Raw genomic sequence first — 22,687 nt, forward strand, 5'->3', positions numbered from 1 at the left:
GAGCAATGCTCAACAGCATGGCCGAGAAGAAGTCCCGACTCACCCCCGACGAGCGCCGCCGCCAGCTCGTGGGGATCGGGCTGCGCATGCTGGTCGAGAAGCCCATCGAACAGCTCTCGGTCGACGCCGTGGCCCGCGAGGCGGGGATCTCCCGGACGCTGCTGTTCCACTACTTCGCCACCAAGACCGACTTCCACCGCGAGGTGCTGCGCGCCGCCGCGCGCCGCGTGGCCCGCAACGTCGCGCCCGACGACGAAGCCACCGGCACCGAGGCGCTGCGCCAGATCGTCGACCGCTACCTCAGCCAGATCCGGCGCCGACGTGACTCCTACGTCCCTCTGGTCTTCGGCCAGACCGAGCCCGACACCGCCGAGAACCTGCGCGCCATGCTCACCGAGGTGGCCCTCCCCCACACCGACGCCTCTCGCGAGGTCGTGCACGCCTGGTTGGCGTACGTCGAAGACCGGGGCCTGCTGCTCACCGCCCCGGGGTCGAGGCAGGAACAGGACGAGGTCGCCCGACACTGCGTACGCGCACTCGCCGCCCTGGCCCAGGCCGACCGCACGGCATGACCGGTCGGGACCACGTGGCATGACCAGCGGGGCACCACGTGGCATGATCGGCGGCACCGACGACCCAGAAGCCCCGATGCACCAGGAACAGCCGACCAAACCCCGCCCCGACAACGCAACGCTGCGCGCGATCAGCGAGCGGGTGCTGTGGCTCGCGACCGCGATCGTCGACGGCGCGAACCGCCAGGGGCCCGGCACGGGCGTCAAGATCGGCGGCCACCAGGCCTCCTCGGCGTCGATGGTCACATCATGGTCGCCCTGTGGTTCGCCGAGCTCGAGCGCGAGGACCGCATCTCGGTCAAGCCGCACGCCTCGCCGGTGCTCCACGCGATCAACCACCTGCTGGGCGGCCTGGACGCAGCGTACCTCGACCGGTTCCGCCAGCTGGGTGGCCTGCAGTCCTACCCGTCGCGCCGCAAGGATCCCGACCAGGTCGACTTCTCCACCGGCTCGGTCGGCATCGGCGCCACCGCGCCGATCTGGGCGGCGCTGTCGCACCGCTACCTCACATCGCGCTTCGAGTCGACGCCCGCCGGCGGCCGCTTCATCAGCCTGGTGGGTGACGCCGAGCTCGATGAGGGCGCCATCTGGGAGGCGCTCGGCGATCCCCACACCAGCTCGCTCGGCGAGGTCATCTGGGTCATCGACCTCAACCGCCAGTCGCTCGACCGCGTCGTGCCCGATGTCCAGGTCCAGCGCCTCACCCGCATGTTCGAGGCATCCGGTTGGCAGGTGATCATCCTCGACTGGGGTCGCCGCATCAAGGAGGTCTTCGACCGGCCCGACGGTGGCGCCGCGCTGCGCGAGCGCCTGACGCTGATGCCGAACGAGGAGTACCAGCGGCTGCTGCGTACGCCGTCGCCCGCAGAGCTCGTCCGCCGCCTGCTCGGCGCCGAGCCGTCGGCCGGGCTCACGCGCATCGTCGGCTCGATCCCCGACGACGAGTGGCCCGCCCTGGTCCGCGACCTCGGCGGCCATGACTTCGACGAGCTCCTCGACGCGTTCTCGCGCGTCGACGACGACCGTCCGACCGCGGTCTTCGCGTACACGATCAAGGGGCGAGGCCTGCCGACCGAGGGCCACCCCAACAACCACTCCGCGCTGCTGTCGCCGGAGCAGGTCGACGAGCTCGCCGCCCGCCTGGGCATGAGCATCGAAAACCCGTGGGTGCGCTTCAGCGAGGGGACGCCCGAGGCCGACCTGTGCGCCGCGACGGCCGAACGCCTCGAGCGCGAACCCGTCGACGAGGCGTCCGCCCTGCATGTGCCAGCGACGATGGTCCACAGGTACGCCGACCGCATCTCCACCCAGGCCGTCCTCGGCAGGTTCCTGCGCGACATCGCCCGCGACGCACCCGACGTGGCCGCCAGGATCGTCACGACGTCCCCCGACGTCGCGTCGTCGACCAACCTTGGCGGCTGGATCAACCTCAACGGCGTATGGTCGGCGGTGCCACGCCACGACTGGTTCGACGACGACCGGCAACGCCTGCTGCGCTGGGTCGAGGGCACCAACGGCCAGCACATCGAGCTCGGCATCGCCGAGGTCAACCTCGTGTCGTTCCTCGGCGAGCTCGGCACGACCTGGTCGCGCTGGGGCGAGCGCCTCATCCCCATCGGCACGCTCTACGACCCCTTCGTCGAGCGCGCGCTCGAGCCGTGGCGCTACGGCATGTACGCCGGTGGCCAGTCGATCCTGGTCGCCACGCCGTCGGGCGTCACCCTGGCGCCGGAAGGGGGCGCACACCAGTCGATCGTCACCCCGTCGATCGGCATAGGCCTACCCGAGTGCGTCGCCTGGGAGCCCGCGTTCGCCAAGGACCTCGAGTGGACCATGCTCGCCGCGATGGACCGCGTAGGCGTGCCGGACGGCACCTCGGCGTACTTCCGCCTCTCGACCCGCCCCGTCGACCAGACGCTCGCCGGTCTCCCGACCGACGACCTGCTGCTGGAGCGCCGACGACGCCACGTGCTCGAGGGTGGTTACCGCCTGCGCGGTGGCGCGGACGACGAGGTGACGCTCGTCGGTCAGGGCGCGGTGATGCCACAGGTGGTCGAGGCCGCGGAGCGCCTGGCCGGCATGGGCGTACGCGCCGGCGTGCTGTGCCTCACCAGCGCCGACCTCGTCCACCGCGACTGGCGCGGGGAGCCCTCGCCGCTGACCGGCGCCACCACCGGCGTGGCGCAGCGCCTGTTCCCCGGGCGCGGCGGCGCGCCACTGGTGACCGTGCTCGACGGGCACCCGCACGCGCTGTCGTTCCTCGGCGCGATCCAAGGCGTCCCCGTACACAGCCTGGGCGTCACGGAGTTCGGCCAGTCGAGCCGGCTGGAGGACGCGTACGCGCTCCATGGGCTCGACGAAGTGGCGATCGTCAACGCGGCGCTGGACCTCACCCACCGCTGACCCAGGGACCCGCGGACCTTCGCGCGTGCACTCACTGGTCCGGTACGCCGATTCCCGGACCGATTCCATGAGCCCTCAAGCACGGATCTTGCTTCGTGGCTCGCCCTGCGGGAACGACGACTTGCAAATTCCTGCGACTCAGATAAGGCTACCCTCACCAAGGATTGATTAGGGCAGCCTTACCTACTAGGCCGTCACCCCGAGACAGCAGGAGTCCCCCATGTCCCTCGCGCACCGTTCCCCACGCGTCCTCGCGGCCGCCTCCCTCGCCGGCGTGCTGCTCTTGTCGGCCTGCGGCGGCACCCAGCAGGCCACCTCCCCGGCCTCGAACCCGGGGACGACGGTGACGATCGCGGACAATCGCGGCGAGCAGAAGGTCACCACCCCGCCGAAGTCGGTCGTCTCCACCGACAACCGCACGTTCGAGACCCTGCAGGCCTGGAACGTGAAGCTCGCGGCGGCTCCGCGCGGCCTCATGCCCACCACGAACCCCTACAAGACCGACGAGGCGATCGTCGACCTCGGCACCCACACCGCGCCGAAGATGGAGTCTGTCGTCGCCGCCGAGCCGTCGCTGATCATCAACGGCCAGCGCTTCGCGACCAAGTACGACGAGTTCAAGAAGCTCGCCCCCGACGCCACGATCCTCGACCTCGACCCGCGCGAGGGCCAGCCGCTCGACGCCGAGCTGAAGCGCCAGACCTCCGCCCTGGGCCAGATCTTCGGAAAGACCGCCGAGGCCGACCGACTCAACGCCGACCTCGATGCCGCGATCGCGCGCGTCAAGAACTCCTACAGGCCCGGCACGAAGGTCATGGCCGTCAACGTGTCCGGCGGCAAGATCGGCTACGTGGCGCCGTCCAAGGGCCGTACGCTCGGCCCGCTTTTCGACATGTTCGGCTTCGAGCCTGCACTGAAGGTCGAGAAGGCCACCAACGACCACCAGGGCGACGACGTGTCGGTGGAGGCCATCGCCCAGTCGAACCCCGACTGGATCCTGGTCCTCGACCGCGACGCCGCGATCTCCAGCACGCAGGGCAAGTCGAAGCCCGCGAAGGAGGTCATCGAGGGCACCGAGGCGCTGAAGAACGTCAACGCCGTCAAGGGCCAGAAGGTCGTCTACATGCCCAACGACACCTACACCAACGAGGGCATCCAGACCTACACCGAGTTCCTCAACACCCTCGCCGACGCGCTCGAAAAGAACAGCTGACGCGGTCCCCGATGGCCACCCTCGCACCCGACGGGACCACCACCCGTACGCGAACGCGTAACCGCCTCGTCGACCCTTGGCTCGTCCTGGGCATCGTCGGGGCGCTCGCGCTGCTGGCGCTCTCGCTGATGACCGGCGTCTACAACGTCTTCGGCGCCGAGGACGGCGGCGAGATGTTCGCCATCACCCGCATCCCCCGGACCATCGCCCTCGTGCTCGCCGGCGCGGCGATGGCGATGTCCGGCCTGGTGATGCAGCTGCTGACCCAGAACCGGTTCGTCGAGCCGACGACGACGGGCACGACCGAGTGGGCCGGGCTGGGACTGCTCGCGGTCATGCTGCTCGCCCCCGACGCCTCGCTGATGACACGCATGGTGGGCGCCGTCGCCGCAGCCTTCGTGGGCACGCTGGTGTTCTTCGCGTTCCTGCGCCGCGTCACGCTGCGCTCGTCGCTGATCGTGCCCATCGTCGGCATCATGCTCGGCGCGGTCGTCAGCGCGTTCTCGAGCTTTCTGGCCCTGCAGTTCAACGCCCTGCAGACGCTCGGCGTCTGGTTCGCCGGCAGCTTCGTCGCCGCGATCCGCGGGCAGTACGAGGTGCTGTGGGTGGTCGGGCTCGTCGCCGTCGCCGTGTTCGTGCTCGCCGACCGCCTCACCGTGGCGGGCCTCGGCAAGGACGTCGCCACCAACGTCGGCGTCGACTACGACCGCATCATCCTCCTCGGCACCGGCCTGGTCGCCGTCGCCACGGGAACCGTCACCGTCGTCGTCGGCAACCTGCCGTTCCTCGGCCTGGTCGTCCCGAACATCGTCTCGCTGTTCCGCGGCGACGACCTGCGCTCGAACCTGCCGTGGGTGTGCCTGCTCGGCATCGCGATCGTCACCGTCTGCGACCTGATCGGGCGCACGATCATCATGCCCTTCGAGATCCCGGTCTCCCTGATCCTCGGCGTCGTCGGCGCCGTCGTCTTCGTCACCCTCCTGCTGAGGTCCCGCCGTGGCTGACACCCTGACGCGTCCCGAGACCATCCGGCGTACGACCCCGTCCCACCGCACGTCGGGCGCCTTCGCCACCCCGGCCGCCCGCCGCCGCTACCTCCTGGTCGTCGCCGGCCTGGCCGTGGCCGCCGCCCTGTTCACCTTCGGCCTGCTGGCCTGGGCCAACCCCATGCCGGTCGGCTCGCGGGGCTTCTGGCTCATCGCCGAGCGCCGCTCCACCACCGTCGTCGTCATGGCGCTGGTCGCCTGCTGCCAGGCGCTCGCCACCGTGGCGTTCCAGACCGTCACCACCAACCGCATCATCACCCCGTCGATCATGGGCTTCGAGTCGCTGTTCGTCGCGGTCCAGACCACCGCCGTCTGGGCGTTCGGCGTCGCCGGCCTGGTCGCGCTGACGGGCACCACGCAGTTCCTGGTGCAGGTCGCGCTCATGGTCGGCCTGTCGCTGGCGCTGTACGGCTGGCTCCTGTCGGGCCGGTACGCGAACCTCCAGGTGATGCTGCTCATCGGCATCGTCATCGGGGGCGGCCTGGGATCGGTCTCGTCGTTCATGCGGCGCATGCTCTCGCCCAGCGAGTTCGACGTCCTCACCGCGCGGTTGTTCGGCTCGATCTCCAACGCCCACGCCGGCTACCTGCCGTACGCGATCCCGCTGTGCCTGCTCGCCGGTGGCGCGATCCTGATGTCGTCGCGCCGGCTCGACGTGCTCGCCCTGGGCCGCGACGCCACCATCGGGCTCGGCCTCGACCACCGCCGCGAGACGATCCGCATCCTGTTCCTGGTCTCGGTGCTGATGGCCGTCTCCACGGCGATGGTCGGCCCGATGACCTTCCTGGGCTTCCTGGTCGCCACGCTGGCGTACCAGCTCGCCGACACCCACGACCACCGCTACGTGCTCCCGGTCGCCGCGCTGTGCGGCTTCCTGGTGCTGACCGGCGCCTACTTCGTGATGAACCACGTCTTCTACGCCGGCGGCGCCGTGTCGGTCATCATCGAGCTCGTCGGCGGCTCGGTCTTCCTGTTCGTCCTGCTGAAGAAGGGTCGCCTGTGATCACGCTCACCGACGTCGCCAAGCGCTACGGCTCCGAGGTCCAGATCGGGCCCGTCGACATCCAGATCCCCTCGAGCGGGATCACCGCGCTCGTCGGCCCCAACGGCGCCGGCAAGTCCACGCTGCTGACGATGATCGGGCGCCTGCTCGACCTCGACCAGGGCACCATCGACATCGCCGGCTACGACGTGTCGAGCACGCGGTCGGCCGACCTGGCGAAGATCGTCTCCATCCTGCGCCAGGAGAACCACTACGTGACGCGCCTGACCGTGCGCCAGCTCGTCGGCTTCGGCCGGTTCCCCCACTCGAAGGGACGCCTGACCGAGGGCGACGAGGAGGTCATCAGCCGCTGCATCGACTTCTTCGACCTCACCGAGCTCGAGCACCGCTACCTCGACCAGCTCTCCGGCGGGCAGCGCCAGCGCGCGTACGTCGCGATGGTCCTGGCGCAGGAGACCGACCACGTGCTGCTCGACGAGCCGCTGAACAATCTCGACATGCAGCACTCGGTGCAGATGATGAAGCACCTGCGCGCCGCCGCCGACGAGTTCGGCCGCACCATCGTGATCGTGCTGCACGACATCAACTTCGCCGCCCACTACGCCGACCACATCTGCGCGGTCAAGGACGGGCGCGTCGTCGAGTTCGGCACGCCCGACGAGATCATGGCCGACGAGGTGCTGACCCGCGTTTTCAACACCCCCGTGCACGTCATCGACGGGCCGCGCGGGCGCCTGGCCTCCTACTACTGAGGGGGTGCGCTCAGCGACGCGGTCCCTCGCGCAGCGCGCGACCGACCATCTCGACCACGAGCTCCACCTCCTGGGCGGTCATGCGGAAGTGCGGCGTGAAGCGCAGCGAGTTCTCGCCGCCGTGGATGACGTTGAGTCCCTGCATGCGCAGCCACTCCTCGGTCGAGCCGAAGCCGTGGCAGGCGTACGCGTCGGACAGCTCGCACGAGAACAGCAGGCCGGTGCCCTGCACCTTGGTGATGGCCCCGCCCAGCTCGTCCTTGAGCGCCTCGAGCAGGTCGAGGGCCTGGCGGCCGCGCTCGGCGATGTTGGCGCGTACGTCGCCGGTGAGCATCCCGAGCGTGGCGCAGGCGACGTCGAGGGCGCGCGGGTTGGTCGTCATGGTGTTGCCGTACACGCCGGTGCGGTACATGGCGGCGGCGCGCTCGGTGACGGCGAGGACCGATAGCGGGAATTGCGCGGCGTTGAGCGCCTTGGAGTAGGTCTCCATGTCCGGGGCCTCCTGGCCTTCGAAGCCCGGGTAGTCGACGATCGACAGCACGCCGTGCGTACGCAGTCCCGCCTGGATCGAGTCGACCAGCAGCAGGCTGTCGTGCTCGCGCGTCAGGCGACGGGCGGCGGCGTAGAACTCCGGTGGCACGCCACGGCCGGGGTCGCCCTCGCCCATGACGGGCTCGAGGAAGACGGCCTCGATGAACCAGCCGTGCTCGTCGGCCTCGGCGAAGGCGCGCTCGAGCTGGTCGATGTCGTAGGGGTCGATGACGACCAGCGAATCCTCGCCCTGGAACGAGGCGAGGTGTTCGACGTAGGTCTCGCGCGACGAGTGCGAATAGATCGCCGGACGGTCGGTACGGCCGTGGAAGGCCCCCTCGACCACGACACGCCTGACCGCGCGACCGGCGAAGCGGCCACCGGGGCGCACCTTGTCCCACGCGTTGATGTCGGCGATGCGGGCTGCCAGCCCGACGGCCTCGGAGCCGGAGTTCAGACACATGAACCGGGCGAACGGGCAGCCGCCGATCGAGTGGCCGATCTCGGCGCGCAGCGCGGCGTCGAAGCGGCGCTGGGACGTGTTCGGCGTCATGATGTTGGCCATCACCTGCGGGCGGGCCAGCGCCTCCATGACGGGCTCGGGGGCGTGACCGAAGCCCACCATGCCGTAGCCGCCGGTGTCGTAGACGACCGCACCCTTGAGGGTCACGATCCACGGCCCGCGCGCCGCCAGCGCGACGTAGGGGTTAACCGACCCCGCCGCGTAGAAGTTCACGAACCCGGCCTGGAGGGCCTGCACCTGGGCTTCCTCGTCGAGGTCGAGCACGTCGGCCAGCTCGTCGCGCTGGTCGGCGTACGCGGCGGCGGCCGCCTCGACCGCCGCCTTGAGGTCGTCGTCGAAAGCGAACCGCTCCAGAACATCGTCGGGGAGGCCCTCGGTGCGGCGTACGCCGTCGTGGGCGCGCAGCGGGGCGAGCGGCAGCGTGATGGCAGTCATGGGGGCAACCTCCGGTGATCGGTGCAGAAGTTCGCGTTATTACGCGAAAGAGCGGGATGATCTCACGCATTGTGTGAGGCAAGCCATAACTATCACATAGCTCAAGGGTGCGTGAAGGGCTAGCGCAGCAGCATGGCGACGGCGGCGGTGGCACCAGCCACCACCACGAGGGCCCGCAGCACGGCAGGGTTCAACCGTTTGCCGATGCGCGCGCCGACGAGCCCGCCGACCACCGACCCGGCGGCCAGGAACACCACAACCATCCAGTCGAGGTCGGCCATCACGATGAAGATCGCCGTCGCGACGAGGTTCGAGGCGAACACGGCCAGCGTCTTGAGCGCATTCACGATGCGCAGGTCGAGGTCGAGCCCCAGCGCGAGCACGGCGAGCATCATCACGCCCGAGCCCGCACCGAAGTAGCCGCCGTAGACGCCGGTCAGCGCTGCGAAGAACGTCGTCACCGGGCCCGGGACCAGCCGTTCCCCCTCGTGACCCGACCGCCGTCGCAGCCACGCCGAGAGGCGCGGCTGCAGCCCGACGAGCACGCACGTGCCGAGGATCAGCCACGGGACGAGCGCCTCGAACACCGACCCGGGCAGGCGCAGCAGGAGCAGCGCGCCCACGATCGCCCCCAGCCCGCTGGTGGCCATCACCGTGGCGGTGACGCGGGGATGTGTACGCAACTCCTCGCGGTAACCCCACGAACCGCTCAGCGCGCCGGGGGTCAGGCCGACGGTGTTGGAGGCGTTGGCCACCACCGGCGGGAGGCCGAGGCCCACCAGCACGGGGAACGACAGCAGTGAGGCCACGCCTACCGTCGAGGTGAGGATGCCCGCGCCGAGTCCGGCGGCCAGGACCGCCAGTTGTTCGAGCCAGGTCATCACAGCAGTCTGGCAGGCGTACGCGCCGACGCCCACCGGTCCGCAGGTTTCCGACAACCCCCCGTGCCCTGTCGCGGGCCGGGCCCCAAGCTCGCAGTCATGACGATCTCCCGGCGTTCTCTCGTGCTGGGCGCATGGGCGCCGTGGTCAGCCCCGCCGTCGCCGCACACCCAAGCGAGACGATCCTCACGTCGGTGTGCGGATATCGGCGACCGCAACTTCGGCCGCGCGCACTGGAGCCGACGGCTGGTGCTGGTCGGCGTCCGGCAGCTTCGCGACCGGCACCCACCCGACGGAGCCGGAGGCCTGCTCGAGCTCCGCGAGCGACAGCTCGACCATGCTGCTGGCCGAGCCCGCGGCCGGGTAGACCACGTCGAAGCGCCGCAACGACTCGTCCAGGTAGACGGGTACGCCGGGGTTGACGCCGAACGGGCACACGCCGCCGGGCGCATGGCCGATGAGCTCCTCGACACGGTCGCCGGGGATCATGCGAGCCTTCGTCCCGAAGCTCTCCTTGAACGCGCGGTTGTCGACACGCGCGTCACCGGCGAACACGATCATCACCGGCGCCTCGTCGACGAGGAACGTCAGGCTCTTCGCGATGCGGGCCGGGTCGCAACCGATCGCCGCGGCGGCGAGCTCGACCGTCGCGCTCGAGCCTTCGGTCTCCCGGACGCGGTCGGCGAGCCCGTGGGCCGCCAACGCCTCACGGGCACGCTCGATCGGCACTGCTCAGCCACCCGCCTTGCGGCGCGTGAACTGCTTCTTGCCGGCAGCGGGTCCGTGGGCGGCCCCGGTTGAGCGCTGGACCTCCGTGTGGTTCTCGCCGCCGCCGTGGTTCTGGGCCTTCTTGCGCTCCAGGGCCTGGCGCATCTGCTCCTTGGGGTCGGGCGTGGCCGACGTGTCGTTGGTCATGTCTCACTGTGGCACAGGGGAGCACGACCCCACCACGTCGTCCACCCCCGAGTCGTGGGCGTCCGAAACTGTCTGGGGACCTCCTTAGCGTGGTCGGCATGTCGTCCCGCACCCGCTCCGACTTCGGCTCGCTCGGTGAGCGGGTGACGCATGCACCCTCGACGCGTCACGTCGAGGTGCGCAGGGGCGACACGTGGCTGCCCGGGTTGTTGGTCGACTGGATCCGCGTGGGCGACCTGTGGGCGGCCCAGGTGGCGTGGGTCGACGGCGAGCTTCGCAGCGCGATCGTGGCCGCCGAGCAGGTCCGTCCCGCCGGGCGATCCTGAGGCCCCCAGCCGTTCGGCCACGCCCCGCCCCGCCCGGTCGACCGCACCGCAGGAATAATGCGGTGAGTGACGAACCCGATCCCTCCGCTCGCCCCGCCCGAGCTGCCGCCGACTTTTCGGGCCCGCCAGCCCGGCCTCGATGACATCCCCGCGGTGCAGGCGCTGGTCCTCGCCCAACGGCGTCGCGTCCGCGGTGACGACGCCGGCATCGACCCCCGAGCGATCGAGTCCCAGGTGGCCGGCCCCGCGTCGTGGACTCGCCGGCAGGTCATTGTCACCCGCGACGGCGAGCTCGTGGCCTGGGCGTACGCGCACGACCGTGCCGCCGGCCGCACAAACGTCGACGTGTTCGTCTCCCCCGACCTCCACGACGCGGACGCCGTGGCGCTGCCGCTGCTGGAGTGGGTGCGGGCGGCGGCACGGCGACTGGCGCGCGTGCGTGGCCTCGACGGCACGACGCTCGACTTCGTGACGTACGCCGACGACACGCGCATGCGCAGCTGGCTGGAGCGCGCGGGCTTCACGCGGGCCCGCACCTGGCTCGAGCTGACCCGCCCGGTCTCGCCCGAGGAGGCGACGTCGCTGCCCGGTCCGCGTCCTGGCGTACGCATCCGTCCGGTCCGCACGCACGCCGACGGGACGCCGCTGGCGACCGACCTGCAGACGGTCCACATCATGCTGGAGGAGTCGTTCGCCGACCACTTCAATTCCTACCGGGAGTCGTTCCCCGAGTTCCTCGTCCGCATGCTCGAGAGCGGCGGGCACCGCTGGGACCACTGGTGGCTCGCGGAGTTCGAGCTCGACGGCCAGTGGTTCCCCGGCGGTGCGGTCGTGTCGTCGGTGCTGCCACCCGATGCGCAGGGTGTGGCCGGCAGCTATGTCGACTACATCGGCGTCCACCGCTCGGCCCGCGGCCGCGGCATCGCGAAGGCCCTGCTCCATACCGTGATCGCCGACGCGGCGGAGCGTGGCCGCGACCGCGTTGATCTCGAGGTCGACGCCGACTCCCCCACGGGCGCCGACGGCATCTACCGCTCGATGTGCTGGGTCGAGGACCATCGCACCGAGTCGTGGCACGCCACCCTGGGCAAGCCGGTGGTGGAGCCCAAGGAGGACTTCACCACCGGCTGAACGGCTCAGAGCTCCAGCTCGCCCAGCTCGTTCCAGCCGTCGCCGGGGGCCTCGACCGACACGACCTTCGGGCGCTCGGCGACGTACGCCCCGAGCGTCGACATCGCCTTCGCGAAGTGGTCGGACGACGTGTGGGCTGCGCCGGCGTCGCCGTCGCGGAACGCCTCGACGAGCACGTAGGTGTTTGGTTCGTCGAGCGAGCGAGACCACTCGAACCACAGGCAGCCGTCCTCGGCGCGCGTGGCCTCGGTGAACTCACGGCTGATCTCGGGCCACTGCTCGGCGTGTTCCGGCTTGACGGGCCACTTGACGACTATGGCGATCATGGTGCCTCCTTCGGGTTGTGGGCCCTCAGGCTAGCGGTCATTTCGCGGTGAGCCGGAGGGTGCCCTTCTGGTAGTCGTCGCCGGAACTGGAGGCCGACAGGCCGAGGGCCTGGAGCGCCTCGAGGTCGGCACGGTCCTTCGCCGACATCGACTTGCCCAGCTGAGCCTTGAACGCTGCGAGGTCGACGTAGACCGCGGTCTGGGCGGAGTCGACGTCGGCCACTGCCTTCTTGAAGTTCTCGTTGTCCTTGAGCTTCTTCGTCGGCCTGGCCATCGAGGTGGCGTACGCCTGGTTCGGCGACAGGTAGACCATGCCCCCCTCCTCGACCTGGGACACGGGAAACTCGCCGCCGGCGCTCAGCTTGTCGATCAGGGCCTTGAGCTTCGCCTTGTCAGTCTTGATCCCCACACCGATCGGAAGGCGCTTCGGGTCGGTCGACGAGGCCTTGGCGAAGTCGAGGTTGCCCATGCTGAGGCGCAGGTCCTCACCGAGGAGGGTCTCGAGGTCAGCGCGGCTGAGCCCTCTGTCGCTGAGCGCGTCCTCGCCGCCGGCGGCCTCGACGATCTGCGGGACCATCTCCTTGCCGTTCGCGATGCCCACCGCGATCGCCGCGTCGCCCGGCAGTTCACCGATGTCGGTCTTGGCCTTGGCCACGGGCCTGAGGCTCTTGGCGACCATCGCGATCTCGGGGTTGCCCCCGGAGAAGCGCAGGGTGGCGGCACCCGAGCGCACCGAGTCGGCACCGGTCTTGCCTGCGTCGCCAAGGTCGCTGCCCATCTCGGTCGCGACCTCCTGGAGGCCGGCCTGGTCGAACCATGCCGTGGCGAGCCCGGTGGTGCCGAGCTTGCCCATGTCCTCCGTGTAGACCTTGTTGTCGACCAGCTTCTCCTTGACCGCGCCGTACCCGTCCGCCGCGGCCTGGTCCTCAGCGAGCACGAGGTGGTCCTTGACGTACGCGATCCCCATGGCCGACGAGCCGGAGTTGCACTTCGCCATGGCCTGCGCCGCGGCACGGGCCTTCTTCTCGTCCTTGGACTGGACGACCACGATGGGAGACTTGCTGCCCCGTCGCATGGTGATCGCGGCATGGTCACCCATCCACGGCTTCACGTCGTTCTCGTAGGTCATCGCCTTCTCGCAGCCCGCGCTCTCGAGCACCGAGTCGACCAGCGACTTCTTCAGGTCGGTGCCCTCGTTGAGCTTCAGCCCCTCGCGGACGCTCGGTAACTTCATGCCGAAGCGCACCATCTCCAGCGACTGGCTGGCGCCGGGCGCCAGGTCTAGGTCGACGTGCAGGATCGCGTCCGACGGGGCGACTGAGGCGGTCGCGACGTCACCGCCGCCCAGCAGCGGGCTGGCGATGGCGTAGCCACCCCCGGCCACGACGGCGAGCGCCAGGACTCCAATGCCGACCTTGGCACCCGTGGGCATCCCTTTCTTCGGTGGCTGCGTGGCCGGACCGGCGTACGCACCCTGCTGCTGCGGGTATGCCTGAGGACCTGCCTGCGGCGCGTACCCAGGCTGCGGCGCGTACCCCTGCTGCGGCGGCTGCCAGCCGCCCTGGTTGCCGGGCTGCTGCGGCTGCTGCGGCTGCTGCCATCCGTTGTTGGTCATGTAGACATCCCCCCGAAGTCGTGTGCTGTCGCCAGCGTAGGGAGAGGACAGGTCCGTTCGTGGCCCGCGAGGACGACCGATACCAACCCGTGACGGGCGGACAGCGCGCCGAGCGGGCCCCACGCTGCGTTACCGTGACGACATGACGAACATCGCTGATCGCCACCTGCTCGGACCGGGCCCCAGCAACCCTTACCCCGAGGCCGTCTCGGCGCTTGGCCAGCCGCTGCTGGGCCACCTCGACCCCCAGTTCCTCACGCTGATGGACGAGACCTGCGACGGGCTGCGGAGCGTGTTCGGCACGCAGAACGCACGGACGCTGCCGCTGTCGGCCACGGGCTCGGCCGGCATGGAGGCCGCCTTCGTCAACACCGTCACCGCCGGTGACGTCGTGGTCGTGGCCGTGAACGGCCTGTTCGGCCAGCGCATGTGCGAGGTCGCCCGTCGCTGCGGTGCCGAGGTCGTCGCCGTCGACCACGAGTGGGGTCAGCCGGTCGACGTCGACCGCGTGCTGTTGGCCCACCCCTCCCCCAAGCTGATCGGCGCCGTCCACGCCGAGACCTCGACCGGTGTGCGCTCGGACATTGCCGCGCTCGGCGCCGGCAAGGGCGACGCGCTGCTGCTCGCCGACACCGTGACCTCCATCGCCGGCATCGAGCTGAAGCTCGACGAGTGGGGCGTCGACCTCGCGTACGCGGGCACCCAGAAGTGCCTCGGCGTCGCGCCGGGCCTCGCCCCGTTCTCCATCAACGACCGCGCCTTCGCACGTCGCATCGAGGACCCACGCTCCTGGTTCCTGGACCTCGGCCTGCTCGGCGGCTACCTCGACCCCGAGGGCAAGGGCGGCGGCCGCACCTACCACCACACCGCCCCCACCGGCATGGTCGCGAGCCTCCACGCGGCGCTCGACCGCATCCTCGACGAGGGCCTCGAGAACGTCTGGGCCCGCCACGAAGCCGCGGGCCGGCTGCTGCAGGACGGCCTGCAGGAGATGGGCCTCGAGCTGTTCGCCGCCGAGGGCTCGCGCCTGCCGGAGCTCACCACGGTGAAGGTCCCCGAGGGCGTCGACTCCGCCGAGGTCCGGGGGCGCCTGCTCAACGAGTTCGACATCGAGATCGGGGCGGGCGCCGGTGCGTACGCGGCCACTGTGTGGCGCATCGGCCTCATGGGCCACAACGCCCGGCCCGAGCGTGCCCTGATGGTGCTCGCGGCGCTGAAGAAGGTCTTGGGACGCTGACGTTTCGCGCACATTGGACGTCTTCCTGTTGGACCGCGCCACGATGTCGGCCGCCCTCGCCCCCGGGGGGCGGACGTCGATCTCGTCAACGACCACCTGGGCCCGCTCCACGACGACCTGATGACGTTCTGCCGCTGAGCGGCCCCCCTCAGGCCCGGCTGGAACCCCAGCCGAGCACGAGCGCGATGCCCAGCGCCGAGCGCGGGTCGTAGGGCCCACGCCACAGCCCGCCGTGCACGGCCTTGGCGGCCTCCTCGCGCCACGGCTCGCGCGGCTCGGCGGTCCGCCCGGACATCAGGTCGTGCACGAGCAACGCGGCCATGAGCGTGTTCGACGTCGCAGGCTCGAAGACCTCCACGCCGAAGCGGTGGGCCCCGGCGTACGCCGCTGCCAGCGCGCGGTTCTTTGTCACCGACCGCGTCTTCGTCGGCGGGGCGACGTTCATCGAGACCGGCAGGCCGTCCCGGAGGGCGACGCTCGCCCGCCAGCGCTGCAGGCGCTTGGCGAGGATGTAGTTCGGGCCCTGCTGGACGATCATCGAGTCGACCACGCCCGGCTCGGCGCCGGGGCGGTAGTTGCGCTTGAGCAGCTTGCCGCCGGACACGCCCTTGAGGACCGGCCGCAGGCGACGCAGCGTACGCGACTCGTAGGAGCGCACCGAGTGGTCGATGACGTCCTGCGGCACACCGAACACGTCGGTGGGCGTCGCGAGGTACGCCAGCGCAAGGCCGTCGCGGACCGACGAGAGATGGGTGGCGAGGGCGTCAGTCGCCATGGACACCCGCAGGTTGACCGCGCCGTCGGCGTACACGTAGTTGCCGAGGACGAGCGGGCCGTCGAACGACTCGAGCCAGTCGGCGACTGCAGACAGGTCGTGGAGCAGGTCGGCGCCCGTCTCGTCGCCGTGCCGGGGCACGTGGAGCGTGCCGGCGCCCTGGGCCGCGAGCGCCTCGACACGCCTCCAGATCTCGGGGCGAGGCAGGTCGATGGCGACGACCTCCGCACCCCAGTCGAGCAGGGCGCGCAGCGGACCCATCTCGGCCCCGGCACCGAGCACGGCCACCCGGCGACCGGGCAGCGACAACCACTCGGGATGGTCGACGACCTCGCGGACCGCGTCCGCGGCCGACGGCTCGATGATGCCGTCGGTCGTCCACCGTTCGAGCTGGGTGTGGAGCTCGGCCCCCTGGAGGCGGCGGCCGTGCAGGGGCAGCGAGAAGTCGTGCACCGGGGTGCCGGTGCCGACGACGGTGCGGGTGGTCAGGGGCTTCTCGGACTCGGTGGCGAACACGTCGTCGAGCGGGATCTCCCCGGAGCGACCGACGACGCGCATCCGGCGGTGGAGCGACTCGAGGCCCCTGCGAGCGATGCCGAGCGCTGCGTCGTCGGAGGCGAGACCGGCCTCGACGAGGCGACGCGCGTGGGCGGCATAGCCCGAGCGCCAATCGGTCTCGCCGAGGGCGGCGCGGGCACCCACGGGGTCGAGGTCGCCGAACGCGTCGGCGAAGACCGCCCGTCCGAGCGCGGTGGTGGAACGCTTGCCGTCGTCGCTGGTCGGGATGACCACACCGGTGGAGTCCATGCCCTGACCCTAGAACCCGTGGGAACACCGCGTGTCGGCAGGGGCCGGATCAGTCCGTCTCGCCCCAGAACAACCGGTTCATCACCGCGCGCGACTGGCGCGCGGCGCGGTGCCACTCCTCCACGAGGTGCGACCCGGCCCCCGGCCCCCGCCCCGTCAGCTGGGCCACCGCCGCGAGTTCGCGCGCGTCGACCGGCAGCTGGTCGCTCGCCTTCCCCCGCACCAGCATGATGCGGTTGCGCAGCATGCTCGCCAGCTCCCACGTGTGTCGCAGCGTGCTCACGTCCTGGGCTGACATGAGGTCGGCCTCCTCCAGCGCGGCCAGGGCCTCCAGCGTGCTGGGCGTACGCAGCGCCTCGACTGCGTGGGCGTGCTCGAGCTGCAGCAGCTGGACGGTCCACTCGACGTCGGACAGGCCACCCGGGCCCAGCTTGAGGTGGCGCTTGGGGTCGGTGCCGCGCGGCATGCGCTCGGCCTCCATGCGCGCCTTGAGGCGGCGGATCTCCGTGAGTTGGCCGGCGGTGAGCCCGCCCTCGGGCCAGCGGCGCACGTCGATCAGGGCGAGCAGCCGTTCCCCGGTCGCCCGGTCGCCGGCCCCCAGGTCGGCGCGCACCAGGGCCTGCGCCTCCCACGTCGCCGACCACCGCTCGTAGTAGTTCGCGTACGACTGGAGCGAACGCACCAGCGGGCCGTTGCGTCCCTCGGGCCGCAGGTCGGCGTCGATCTCGAGGCGGGGTTCGGGACCGGGCCGCGACAGCAGGGTCCGCAGCCGCGTCACCAGCGCGGTGCCACGGCTGCGCGACTCCTCCGAGTCGTCGGCCAGCACGAACATCGCATCGGCGTCCGACCCGTAGCCGAGCTCGCCACCACCCCAGCGGCCCATGGCGATCACGGCCAGCGGGCCCGGGTCGGCGTCACGGGCGGCGATCTCGAGGGCGACGTCGAGGGTCGCCCCGGCCACGGCGCTCAAACCGCGCCCGACCGCGTCGAGGGCCGTCACGCCCAGCAGGTCGCCGACGCCGACGCGGAAGAGCTCGCGGCGCCGGATCGCGCGGACGGCGTCGATGGCCGCCTCGGGTGTGTCGCACTGGTGGGCGACTTTGCGCATGGCCGCTGCGATGGCATCCCGGTCGCGCGGGGCCAGGTCGTCGGTGTCGGCGAGGAGCTGGACGGTCGTCGGGTCACGGCGCAACAGGTCCACCAGAAACCTCGACGAGGCGAGCAGCGTCGCGAGGCGTTCGGCCATCGCGCCCTCGTCCCGCAGCGCACGCAGATACCACGGCGTGTTGCCCAGCGCCTCGGACACCTGGCGGAACGCCAGCAGTCCGTGGTCGGGGTTGGGCGCCTCGGCGAACCAACCGAGCATGGCCGGCAGCAGCTGGCGCTGGATCTCGGCCTGCCGCGACACGCCCTGCGAGAGTGCCTCGATGTGCCGCAGCGCCCCGCCGGGATCGAGGTAGCCGAGTGCCTTGAGGCGCTGCTGCGCCGCCTCGGTGGTCAGCGCGACCTGACCGCTGGGGATGCGGGCGACGGTCTCGAGCAGCGGCGAGTAGAACATCCGGCGGTGCAGCGCCAGCACCCGGCGCGACCGCCTGCGCCAGCCCGAGACGACCTCCCGGGCGTCGGTGCCGAGCGTGCGGCCGATGCGGCGGAGGTCGTCGTCGTGGTCCGGCAACAGGTGCGTGCGCCGCATCCGGTGCAGCTGGGCGCGGTGCTCCAGCACCCGGATGAAGCGGTACGCCTCCTCCAGCTCCGCACCGTCGGCACGGCCCACGTAGCCGTGGTCGACGAGCGCCTGCAGTGCCGGCAGCGTCGCCCGGGCGCGAACGCGGTCGTCATTGCGGCCGTGGACCAGCTGCAGCAGCTGGACGGTGAACTCGACGTCCCGCAGACCACCCTCACCCAGCTTCAGCTCCCGGCCCTGCTCGCGCGCGGGGATCAACGAGATCACCCGGCGGCGCATGGCCTGGGTGTCGTTGACGAAACCGTCGCGCTCGGCGACGCGCCACACGTGGGGCGAGACGAGCTTGACGAGCTCGCCGGCCAGGTCGAGGTCGCCGGCCATCGGCCGGGCCTTGAGCATCGCCTGGAACTCCCACGCCTTCGCCCAGCTCGAGTAGTAGGCCTCCATGCTCGCCATCGTGCGCACCAGGGGGCCGGCCTTGCCCTCGGGTCGCAGCGCCGCGTCGACCTGCCAGATCGTGCCGGCGGCGGTGTGGGCCGAGCAGACGCGGGTCATCGCCGAGGCCAGCCGGGTCGCGGTGGCGACGGACGACTCGTCGTCGGTGACGAAGACGACGTCGACGTCACTGACGTAGTTGAGCTCCTGGGCCCCGCACTTGCCCATCGCGACGACCCCCAGCCGGGTCTCGGACGCCGCGTCCCCGACCTCGTCGCGGGCAACCGCGAGCGCTGCCTCGACAACCGCGTCGGCGAGGTCGGCGAGCTCGCCGGCGATGTCGTCCATCACGGCCAGCGGGTCGGGCGCGGCGAGGTCGCGGGCGGCGATGCGGGCGACCTCGGTGCGGTAGGCCAGCCTCAGCTCGTCGGCGGCGTCCTTGCGGCCGCGGGGGCGGGACAGGTCGGGATCGGCGTCGACGGCCTCGAGGAGACGCCGGCGCAGCGTCGCGGCCTCGGTGCGGCGTGGCGTCTCCGCGAGTGCTGCGACGGCTTCCGGGTGCTGTGCGAACAACGGGGGCAGCGCGGCGGACATGCCCAGAACCGAGGCGAGGCGGCCGAGTTGGTCGGCGTCGCGGCGCACCCTCTCCCACAGCTCCGGCTGGCCGTCGGCGAACCGGCCGAGGCCCGACAGCGCCTGGTCCGGGTCGGCGGTCCGAGCCAGCGCGTCGACGAGCCTGTCGAGATCGGCCGGGTCATCGGTGTGCCACGGCTCGAGGGCGGCGGCGGCCGCCGTGGCATCCGCGAATCCGAGCCGGGCCAGACGCCCCACCAGCGATTGTGACCTCACCCCAGCACCCTATGCCGGGCCGTGGACGCGACCATCCGAGGGTTCTCAAGCGTGAGATGTTGGATCCTGTTGGCTTTCCCGCAACCATGTTGACATGTGGTCAGCCTAGGGTGACAGACGTGACGGTGGTGACACAGGGACAGATGATGCTGCGCAAGACAGTGAGGGGCCTCGCCGAGCAGGCCGGCATCGTGTCCGCCCTGCTCTCGCGCCTCTCCCAGTCCGACTACACGCGCCTCACCCCGCGCCCGGGCCACCGTGTCGGCACGCTCGTCGGGACGCTGATCGTCTGCGAGGCCGACCTGATCGGCGCCCTGTCCCGCTCGACGAGTGCCCGCCCGGGCTCCCTGGCCGACTACTTGCAGGGCGAGCGGTTCACCCGCCACAACCGGGAAGACCTCGCCCGCGAGCTGGCTCAGCACGAGTCTGGAGCCTCGCTGGCCGAACAGTTCCGCTCCCAGGCCGACGAGCTGAAGATGCTGCTCGACGAGCCCACCGTGCCGTCGGTGGTGACGGTCGGACACCAGTCCCTGCGCCTGGTCGACCTGCTGCGGGCGACCACGATCGAGCTGCTGCTCGGCACCGACGACCTCGACACCGCGCTCCCCCACCACGACATCGAGTGGAGCCGGGAGGCGCTGGCCACGGGCGTCCGAGCCCTCACCGAGGTGATCGCCCAGCGCCACCCCGGCCGGTCGATCGAGGTACGCGTACCCCCGTTCGCGGCCGTCCAGTGCGGCATGGGCGACGACCCGTCCCATACGCGCGGCACCCCGCCCAACGTCGTCGAGACCGACGCCCGCACGTTCCTGCGACTCGTCCACGACCGCACGCGTTTCGCTGACGAGGTCGCCGCCGGGCGGCTCCACGCCTCGGGGACGCGCAGCGACCTGTCGGCCTGGTTCCCGCTGCTGCGCGACTGACACCCCGGGTCTGGGGAAGGCTCAGAGGACCGGCAGGTAGCGGTCCAACTCCATCGGGGTGACCTGGGCGCGGTAGTCGTCGAACTCCGCGCGCTTGTTGCGCAGGAAGAAGTCGCTCACGTGCTCGCCGAGGGTCTCGGTGACGAGCTCGCTGGACTCGGCGGCACGGATGGCCTCGTCGAGGTTGCGCGGCAGCGGACGCAGCCCCAGGGCACGCCGCTCGCGGTCGCTGAGCGACCATACGTCGTCCTCGGCCTCCTCCGGCAGCTCGTACTCGTTCTCGATGCCAGCCAGTCCCGCGTTCAGCACCAGCGCGTACGCCAGGTAGGGGTTGGCCGCCGAGTCGATTGACCGCAGCTCGATGCGGGCCGACGAGCCCTTGTGGGGCTTGTACATGGGCACCCGCACCAGCGCGGAGCGATTGTTGCGGCCCCAGCACACGTAGTTCGGCGCCTCCCCGCCACCGGCGAGGCGCTTGTAGGAGTTCACCCACTGGTTGGTGACGGCGCTGATCTCCTCGGCGTGGTGGAGCACACCGGCAATGAACTGCCGGGCGGTCTTCGACAGGTGGTACTCGGCCGTGGCGTCGTAGAACGCGTTGGTGTCGCCGGCGAACAGCGACATGTGCGTGTGCATGCCCGAACCGGGATGGTCCGAGAACGGCTTCGGCATGAAACTCGCCATGATGCCGGCCTGCTCGGCGACCTCGCGGACCACGACCCGGAAGGTCATGATGTTGTCGGCCATCGACAGTGCGTCGGCGTAGCGCAGGTCGATCTCCTGCTGGCCCGGCGCACCCTCGTGGTGGGAGAACTCCACCGAGATGCCCATCTGCTCGAGCATCGAGATCGCGCGGCGCCGGAAGTCGCTGCCGCGGCTCGACACCGTGTGGTCGAAATAGCCGGCACGGTCGATCGGCGTCGGCTCCTGGCCGGGGACGATGTCCTTCTCGAGCAGGAAGAACTCGATCTCCGGGTGGGTGTAGAACGTGAACCCCATGTCGCCGGCGCGCTTGAGCGCCCGCTTGAGGACGTAGCGCGGGTCGGCGTACGACGGTGAGCCGTCGGGAAGCTTGATGTCGCAGAACATGCGGGCGGTGGATCCGCCGTCGGTCCAGTCGCGCCACGGCAGCACCTGGAACGTCGACGGGTCGGGGTGGGCCACCATGTCGGCCTCGTACACGCGGGCGAACCCCTCGACCGCCGAGCCGTCGAATCCCAGGCCCTCCTCGAAGGCCCCCTCCAGCTCGGCGGGGGCGATGGCGACCGACTTCAGGAACCCGAGCACGTCGGTGAACCAGAGCCGGACGAACCGGATGTCGCGCTCCTCGAGCGTCCTCAGCACGTACTCGGTCTGCTTGTCCATGGGGCTGATTCTGCCCTGTGCCGGCGACCGCCTGCGCCGGTGGTCACGTTTGGGATGCGATGATGCTGCGCATGGGTGGACCCGGAGTACCGTTCGGCCCCGGTGATCAGGCGCTGCCGCCGCCGGGGTGGTACGCCGACCCCTCTGGTGCGCGCGACTGCCTGCGGTACTGGGACGGCGCGGCGTGGACGCCGCTGGTTCGCGACCTGCGCCCGCGGCGCCGGTGGCCGTGGATCGCCGGCGGTGCGGTGGCGGCGCTGGCCCTGATCGGCGCGATCGCGCTGCCCACGCTGAGCGATCCGGGCGTGCAGACCCGCCCCGCGCCCCCTGTCACCAGCCCCCGGCTGGTCCCGCCGACGGCCGCACCGCCGAGCGGGCAGCCGACCGTGCCGGGCATCTCGGCGGCCTGCCAGAGCGGGGACCCCGATCACCGCCAGGCCTACCCCCACGTCGCCGGCGAGGTACTCGGCGGCGGCTTTCGCTACCGGCTCCTGCCCGGCTGGCGTGCGTCGGACCCGCCGCCCCTGGAGTTCGGGAACGACGTGGCGGGGGGCCGCCCGGCCAATCAGGGTTCTCCCGCGTGGTTCGCCGTCGGCGCCGTCCGCGCCGACCAGAACGAGTTCGCCGCCCCCCCGCTCGCCGCTCGAACCATCGCAGACTGCCTGGACGGGTCGGACGCCGTGGACGGCCACACGCTGCTCGACGCGAAGGACGTCCCCGGCACCGCCGTGCCGGGCGCCCGTGAGACCGGCACCGTGCTGGCGCACTACGGGCCGGCCGACGGCACGGTCGAGCGCACCGTCGTCATCGTGGTCTCCGACACCGGCTCCCCGGAGTCGATGCCGTTCCTGGTGGCCGCGGGCGCCCACCAGGGCGAGGCGTCCGACAGCGACCTCCTCAGCCATCGCGAGCGCCTCAGCGCGTCTCCCTAGGCACGCGA

At 71.0% G+C, this 22,687-nt stretch carries 20 protein-coding genes; 11 read left to right on the top strand and 9 right to left on the bottom strand.

The features are described 5' to 3' along the window. The first annotated feature begins 17 nt into the window (after positions 1-17). From ACYVGD_RS08015 to ACYVGD_RS08040, 6 genes are all read left to right on the top strand, one after another. Positions 18-572, top strand: a complete 555-nt coding sequence (locus ACYVGD_RS08015) for a TetR/AcrR family transcriptional regulator (protein ID WP_460742708.1) — start codon at positions 18-20, stop codon at positions 570-572. Between the two features lie 249 nt (positions 573-821). Then, positions 822-2,975, top strand: coding sequence for a transketolase-like TK C-terminal-containing protein (locus tag ACYVGD_RS08020; protein WP_460742709.1), 2,154 nt, complete (start codon positions 822-824; stop codon positions 2,973-2,975). Positions 2,976-3,195: 220 nt separating this feature from the next. Further along, positions 3,196-4,188 carry a siderophore ABC transporter substrate-binding protein gene (locus ACYVGD_RS08025; protein ID WP_460742710.1) on the top strand — a complete coding sequence of 331 codons (993 nt, stop codon included), beginning with the start codon at positions 3,196-3,198 and terminating at the stop codon, positions 4,186-4,188. 11 nt (positions 4,189-4,199) lie between these two features. Next, complete coding sequence (locus ACYVGD_RS08030; protein WP_460742711.1) at positions 4,200-5,192, top strand: ABC transporter permease; 993 nt, start codon at positions 4,200-4,202, stop codon at positions 5,190-5,192. Continuing rightward, positions 5,185-6,237: an iron chelate uptake ABC transporter family permease subunit gene (locus tag ACYVGD_RS08035; RefSeq protein ID WP_460742712.1), complete on the top strand. Its 1,053-nt coding sequence runs from the start codon at positions 5,185-5,187 to the stop codon at positions 6,235-6,237. Before ACYVGD_RS08030 ends, ACYVGD_RS08035 begins: the two co-directional genes overlap by 8 nt. Beyond that, on the top strand, positions 6,234-6,989 hold the full coding sequence (locus ACYVGD_RS08040; RefSeq protein ID WP_460742713.1) for an iron ABC transporter ATP-binding protein: 756 nt from the start codon (positions 6,234-6,236) through the stop codon (positions 6,987-6,989). The genes ACYVGD_RS08035 and ACYVGD_RS08040 overlap by 4 nt, the downstream gene beginning before the upstream one ends. A gap of 10 nt (positions 6,990-6,999) precedes the next feature. On the opposite strand, the gene ACYVGD_RS08045 is transcribed toward ACYVGD_RS08040, so the two are convergent. The 4 genes from ACYVGD_RS08045 to ACYVGD_RS08060 form a co-directional block, all read right to left on the bottom strand. Further along, entirely contained in the window at positions 7,000-8,478 is a 1,479-nt protein-coding gene (locus tag ACYVGD_RS08045) for an aminotransferase class III-fold pyridoxal phosphate-dependent enzyme (RefSeq protein WP_460742714.1), read from the bottom strand. 119 nt (positions 8,479-8,597) lie between these two features. Beyond that, entirely contained in the window at positions 8,598-9,359 is a 762-nt protein-coding gene (locus ACYVGD_RS08050) for a sulfite exporter TauE/SafE family protein (protein WP_460742715.1), read from the bottom strand. Between the two features lie 186 nt (positions 9,360-9,545). Continuing rightward, positions 9,546-10,088: a YbaK/EbsC family protein gene (locus ACYVGD_RS08055; protein WP_460742716.1), complete on the bottom strand. Its 543-nt coding sequence runs from the start codon at positions 10,086-10,088 to the stop codon at positions 9,546-9,548. 3 nt (positions 10,089-10,091) lie between these two features. Next, complete coding sequence (locus tag ACYVGD_RS08060) at positions 10,092-10,274, bottom strand: DUF5302 domain-containing protein (protein WP_460742717.1); 183 nt, start codon at positions 10,272-10,274, stop codon at positions 10,092-10,094. A 98-nt stretch (positions 10,275-10,372) separates the two neighbouring features. On the opposite strand from ACYVGD_RS08060, the gene ACYVGD_RS08065 reads away from it, so the two are divergent. Both ACYVGD_RS08065 and ACYVGD_RS08070 read left to right on the top strand, forming a co-directional pair. Further along, positions 10,373-10,600, top strand: coding sequence for a hypothetical protein (locus ACYVGD_RS08065; RefSeq protein ID WP_460742718.1), 228 nt, complete (start codon positions 10,373-10,375; stop codon positions 10,598-10,600). 66 nt (positions 10,601-10,666) lie between these two features. After that, complete coding sequence (locus ACYVGD_RS08070) at positions 10,667-11,731, top strand: GNAT family N-acetyltransferase (protein WP_460742719.1); 1,065 nt, start codon at positions 10,667-10,669, stop codon at positions 11,729-11,731. A gap of 5 nt (positions 11,732-11,736) precedes the next feature. On the opposite strand, the gene ACYVGD_RS08075 is transcribed toward ACYVGD_RS08070, so the two are convergent. Both ACYVGD_RS08075 and ACYVGD_RS08080 read right to left on the bottom strand, forming a co-directional pair. Then, positions 11,737-12,057 (bottom strand): putative quinol monooxygenase, encoded by a 321-nt coding sequence (locus ACYVGD_RS08075; protein ID WP_460742720.1) that lies wholly within the window; start codon positions 12,055-12,057, stop codon positions 11,737-11,739. A 37-nt stretch (positions 12,058-12,094) separates the two neighbouring features. Next, positions 12,095-13,672 (bottom strand): DUF3352 domain-containing protein, encoded by a 1,578-nt coding sequence (locus ACYVGD_RS08080; protein ID WP_460742721.1) that lies wholly within the window; start codon positions 13,670-13,672, stop codon positions 12,095-12,097. A gap of 142 nt (positions 13,673-13,814) precedes the next feature. Here ACYVGD_RS08080 and ACYVGD_RS08085 point away from each other — a divergent pair, with 142 nt between their 5' ends. Further along, positions 13,815-14,909: a pyridoxal-phosphate-dependent aminotransferase family protein gene (locus ACYVGD_RS08085; protein ID WP_460742722.1), complete on the top strand. Its 1,095-nt coding sequence runs from the start codon at positions 13,815-13,817 to the stop codon at positions 14,907-14,909. 148 nt (positions 14,910-15,057) lie between these two features. Here ACYVGD_RS08085 and ACYVGD_RS08090 read toward each other — a convergent pair whose 3' ends face one another. Then, positions 15,058-16,491, bottom strand: coding sequence for a hypothetical protein (locus ACYVGD_RS08090; RefSeq protein WP_460742723.1), 1,434 nt, complete (start codon positions 16,489-16,491; stop codon positions 15,058-15,060). 49 nt (positions 16,492-16,540) lie between these two features. Beyond that, positions 16,541-19,459, bottom strand: coding sequence for a bifunctional [glutamine synthetase] adenylyltransferase/[glutamine synthetase]-adenylyl-L-tyrosine phosphorylase (locus ACYVGD_RS08095; RefSeq protein WP_460742724.1), 2,919 nt, complete (start codon positions 19,457-19,459; stop codon positions 16,541-16,543). A gap of 119 nt (positions 19,460-19,578) precedes the next feature. On the opposite strand from ACYVGD_RS08095, the gene ACYVGD_RS08100 reads away from it, so the two are divergent. Next, positions 19,579-20,382, top strand: coding sequence for a sterol carrier family protein (locus ACYVGD_RS08100; RefSeq protein ID WP_460742725.1), 804 nt, complete (start codon positions 19,579-19,581; stop codon positions 20,380-20,382). 21 nt (positions 20,383-20,403) lie between these two features. Here the strand turns inward: ACYVGD_RS08100 and glnA are convergent, their stop codons facing one another. After that, positions 20,404-21,747, bottom strand: a complete 1,344-nt coding sequence (gene glnA / locus ACYVGD_RS08105) for a type I glutamate--ammonia ligase (protein WP_460742726.1) — start codon at positions 21,745-21,747, stop codon at positions 20,404-20,406. A 71-nt stretch (positions 21,748-21,818) separates the two neighbouring features. Between glnA and ACYVGD_RS08110 the strand changes: the two genes are divergently transcribed. Further along, positions 21,819-22,679, top strand: coding sequence for a DUF2510 domain-containing protein (locus tag ACYVGD_RS08110; protein WP_460742727.1), 861 nt, complete (start codon positions 21,819-21,821; stop codon positions 22,677-22,679). The last annotated feature ends 8 nt before the right edge of the window (positions 22,680-22,687 follow it).

Source organism: Mariniluteicoccus endophyticus (assembly GCF_054780035.1).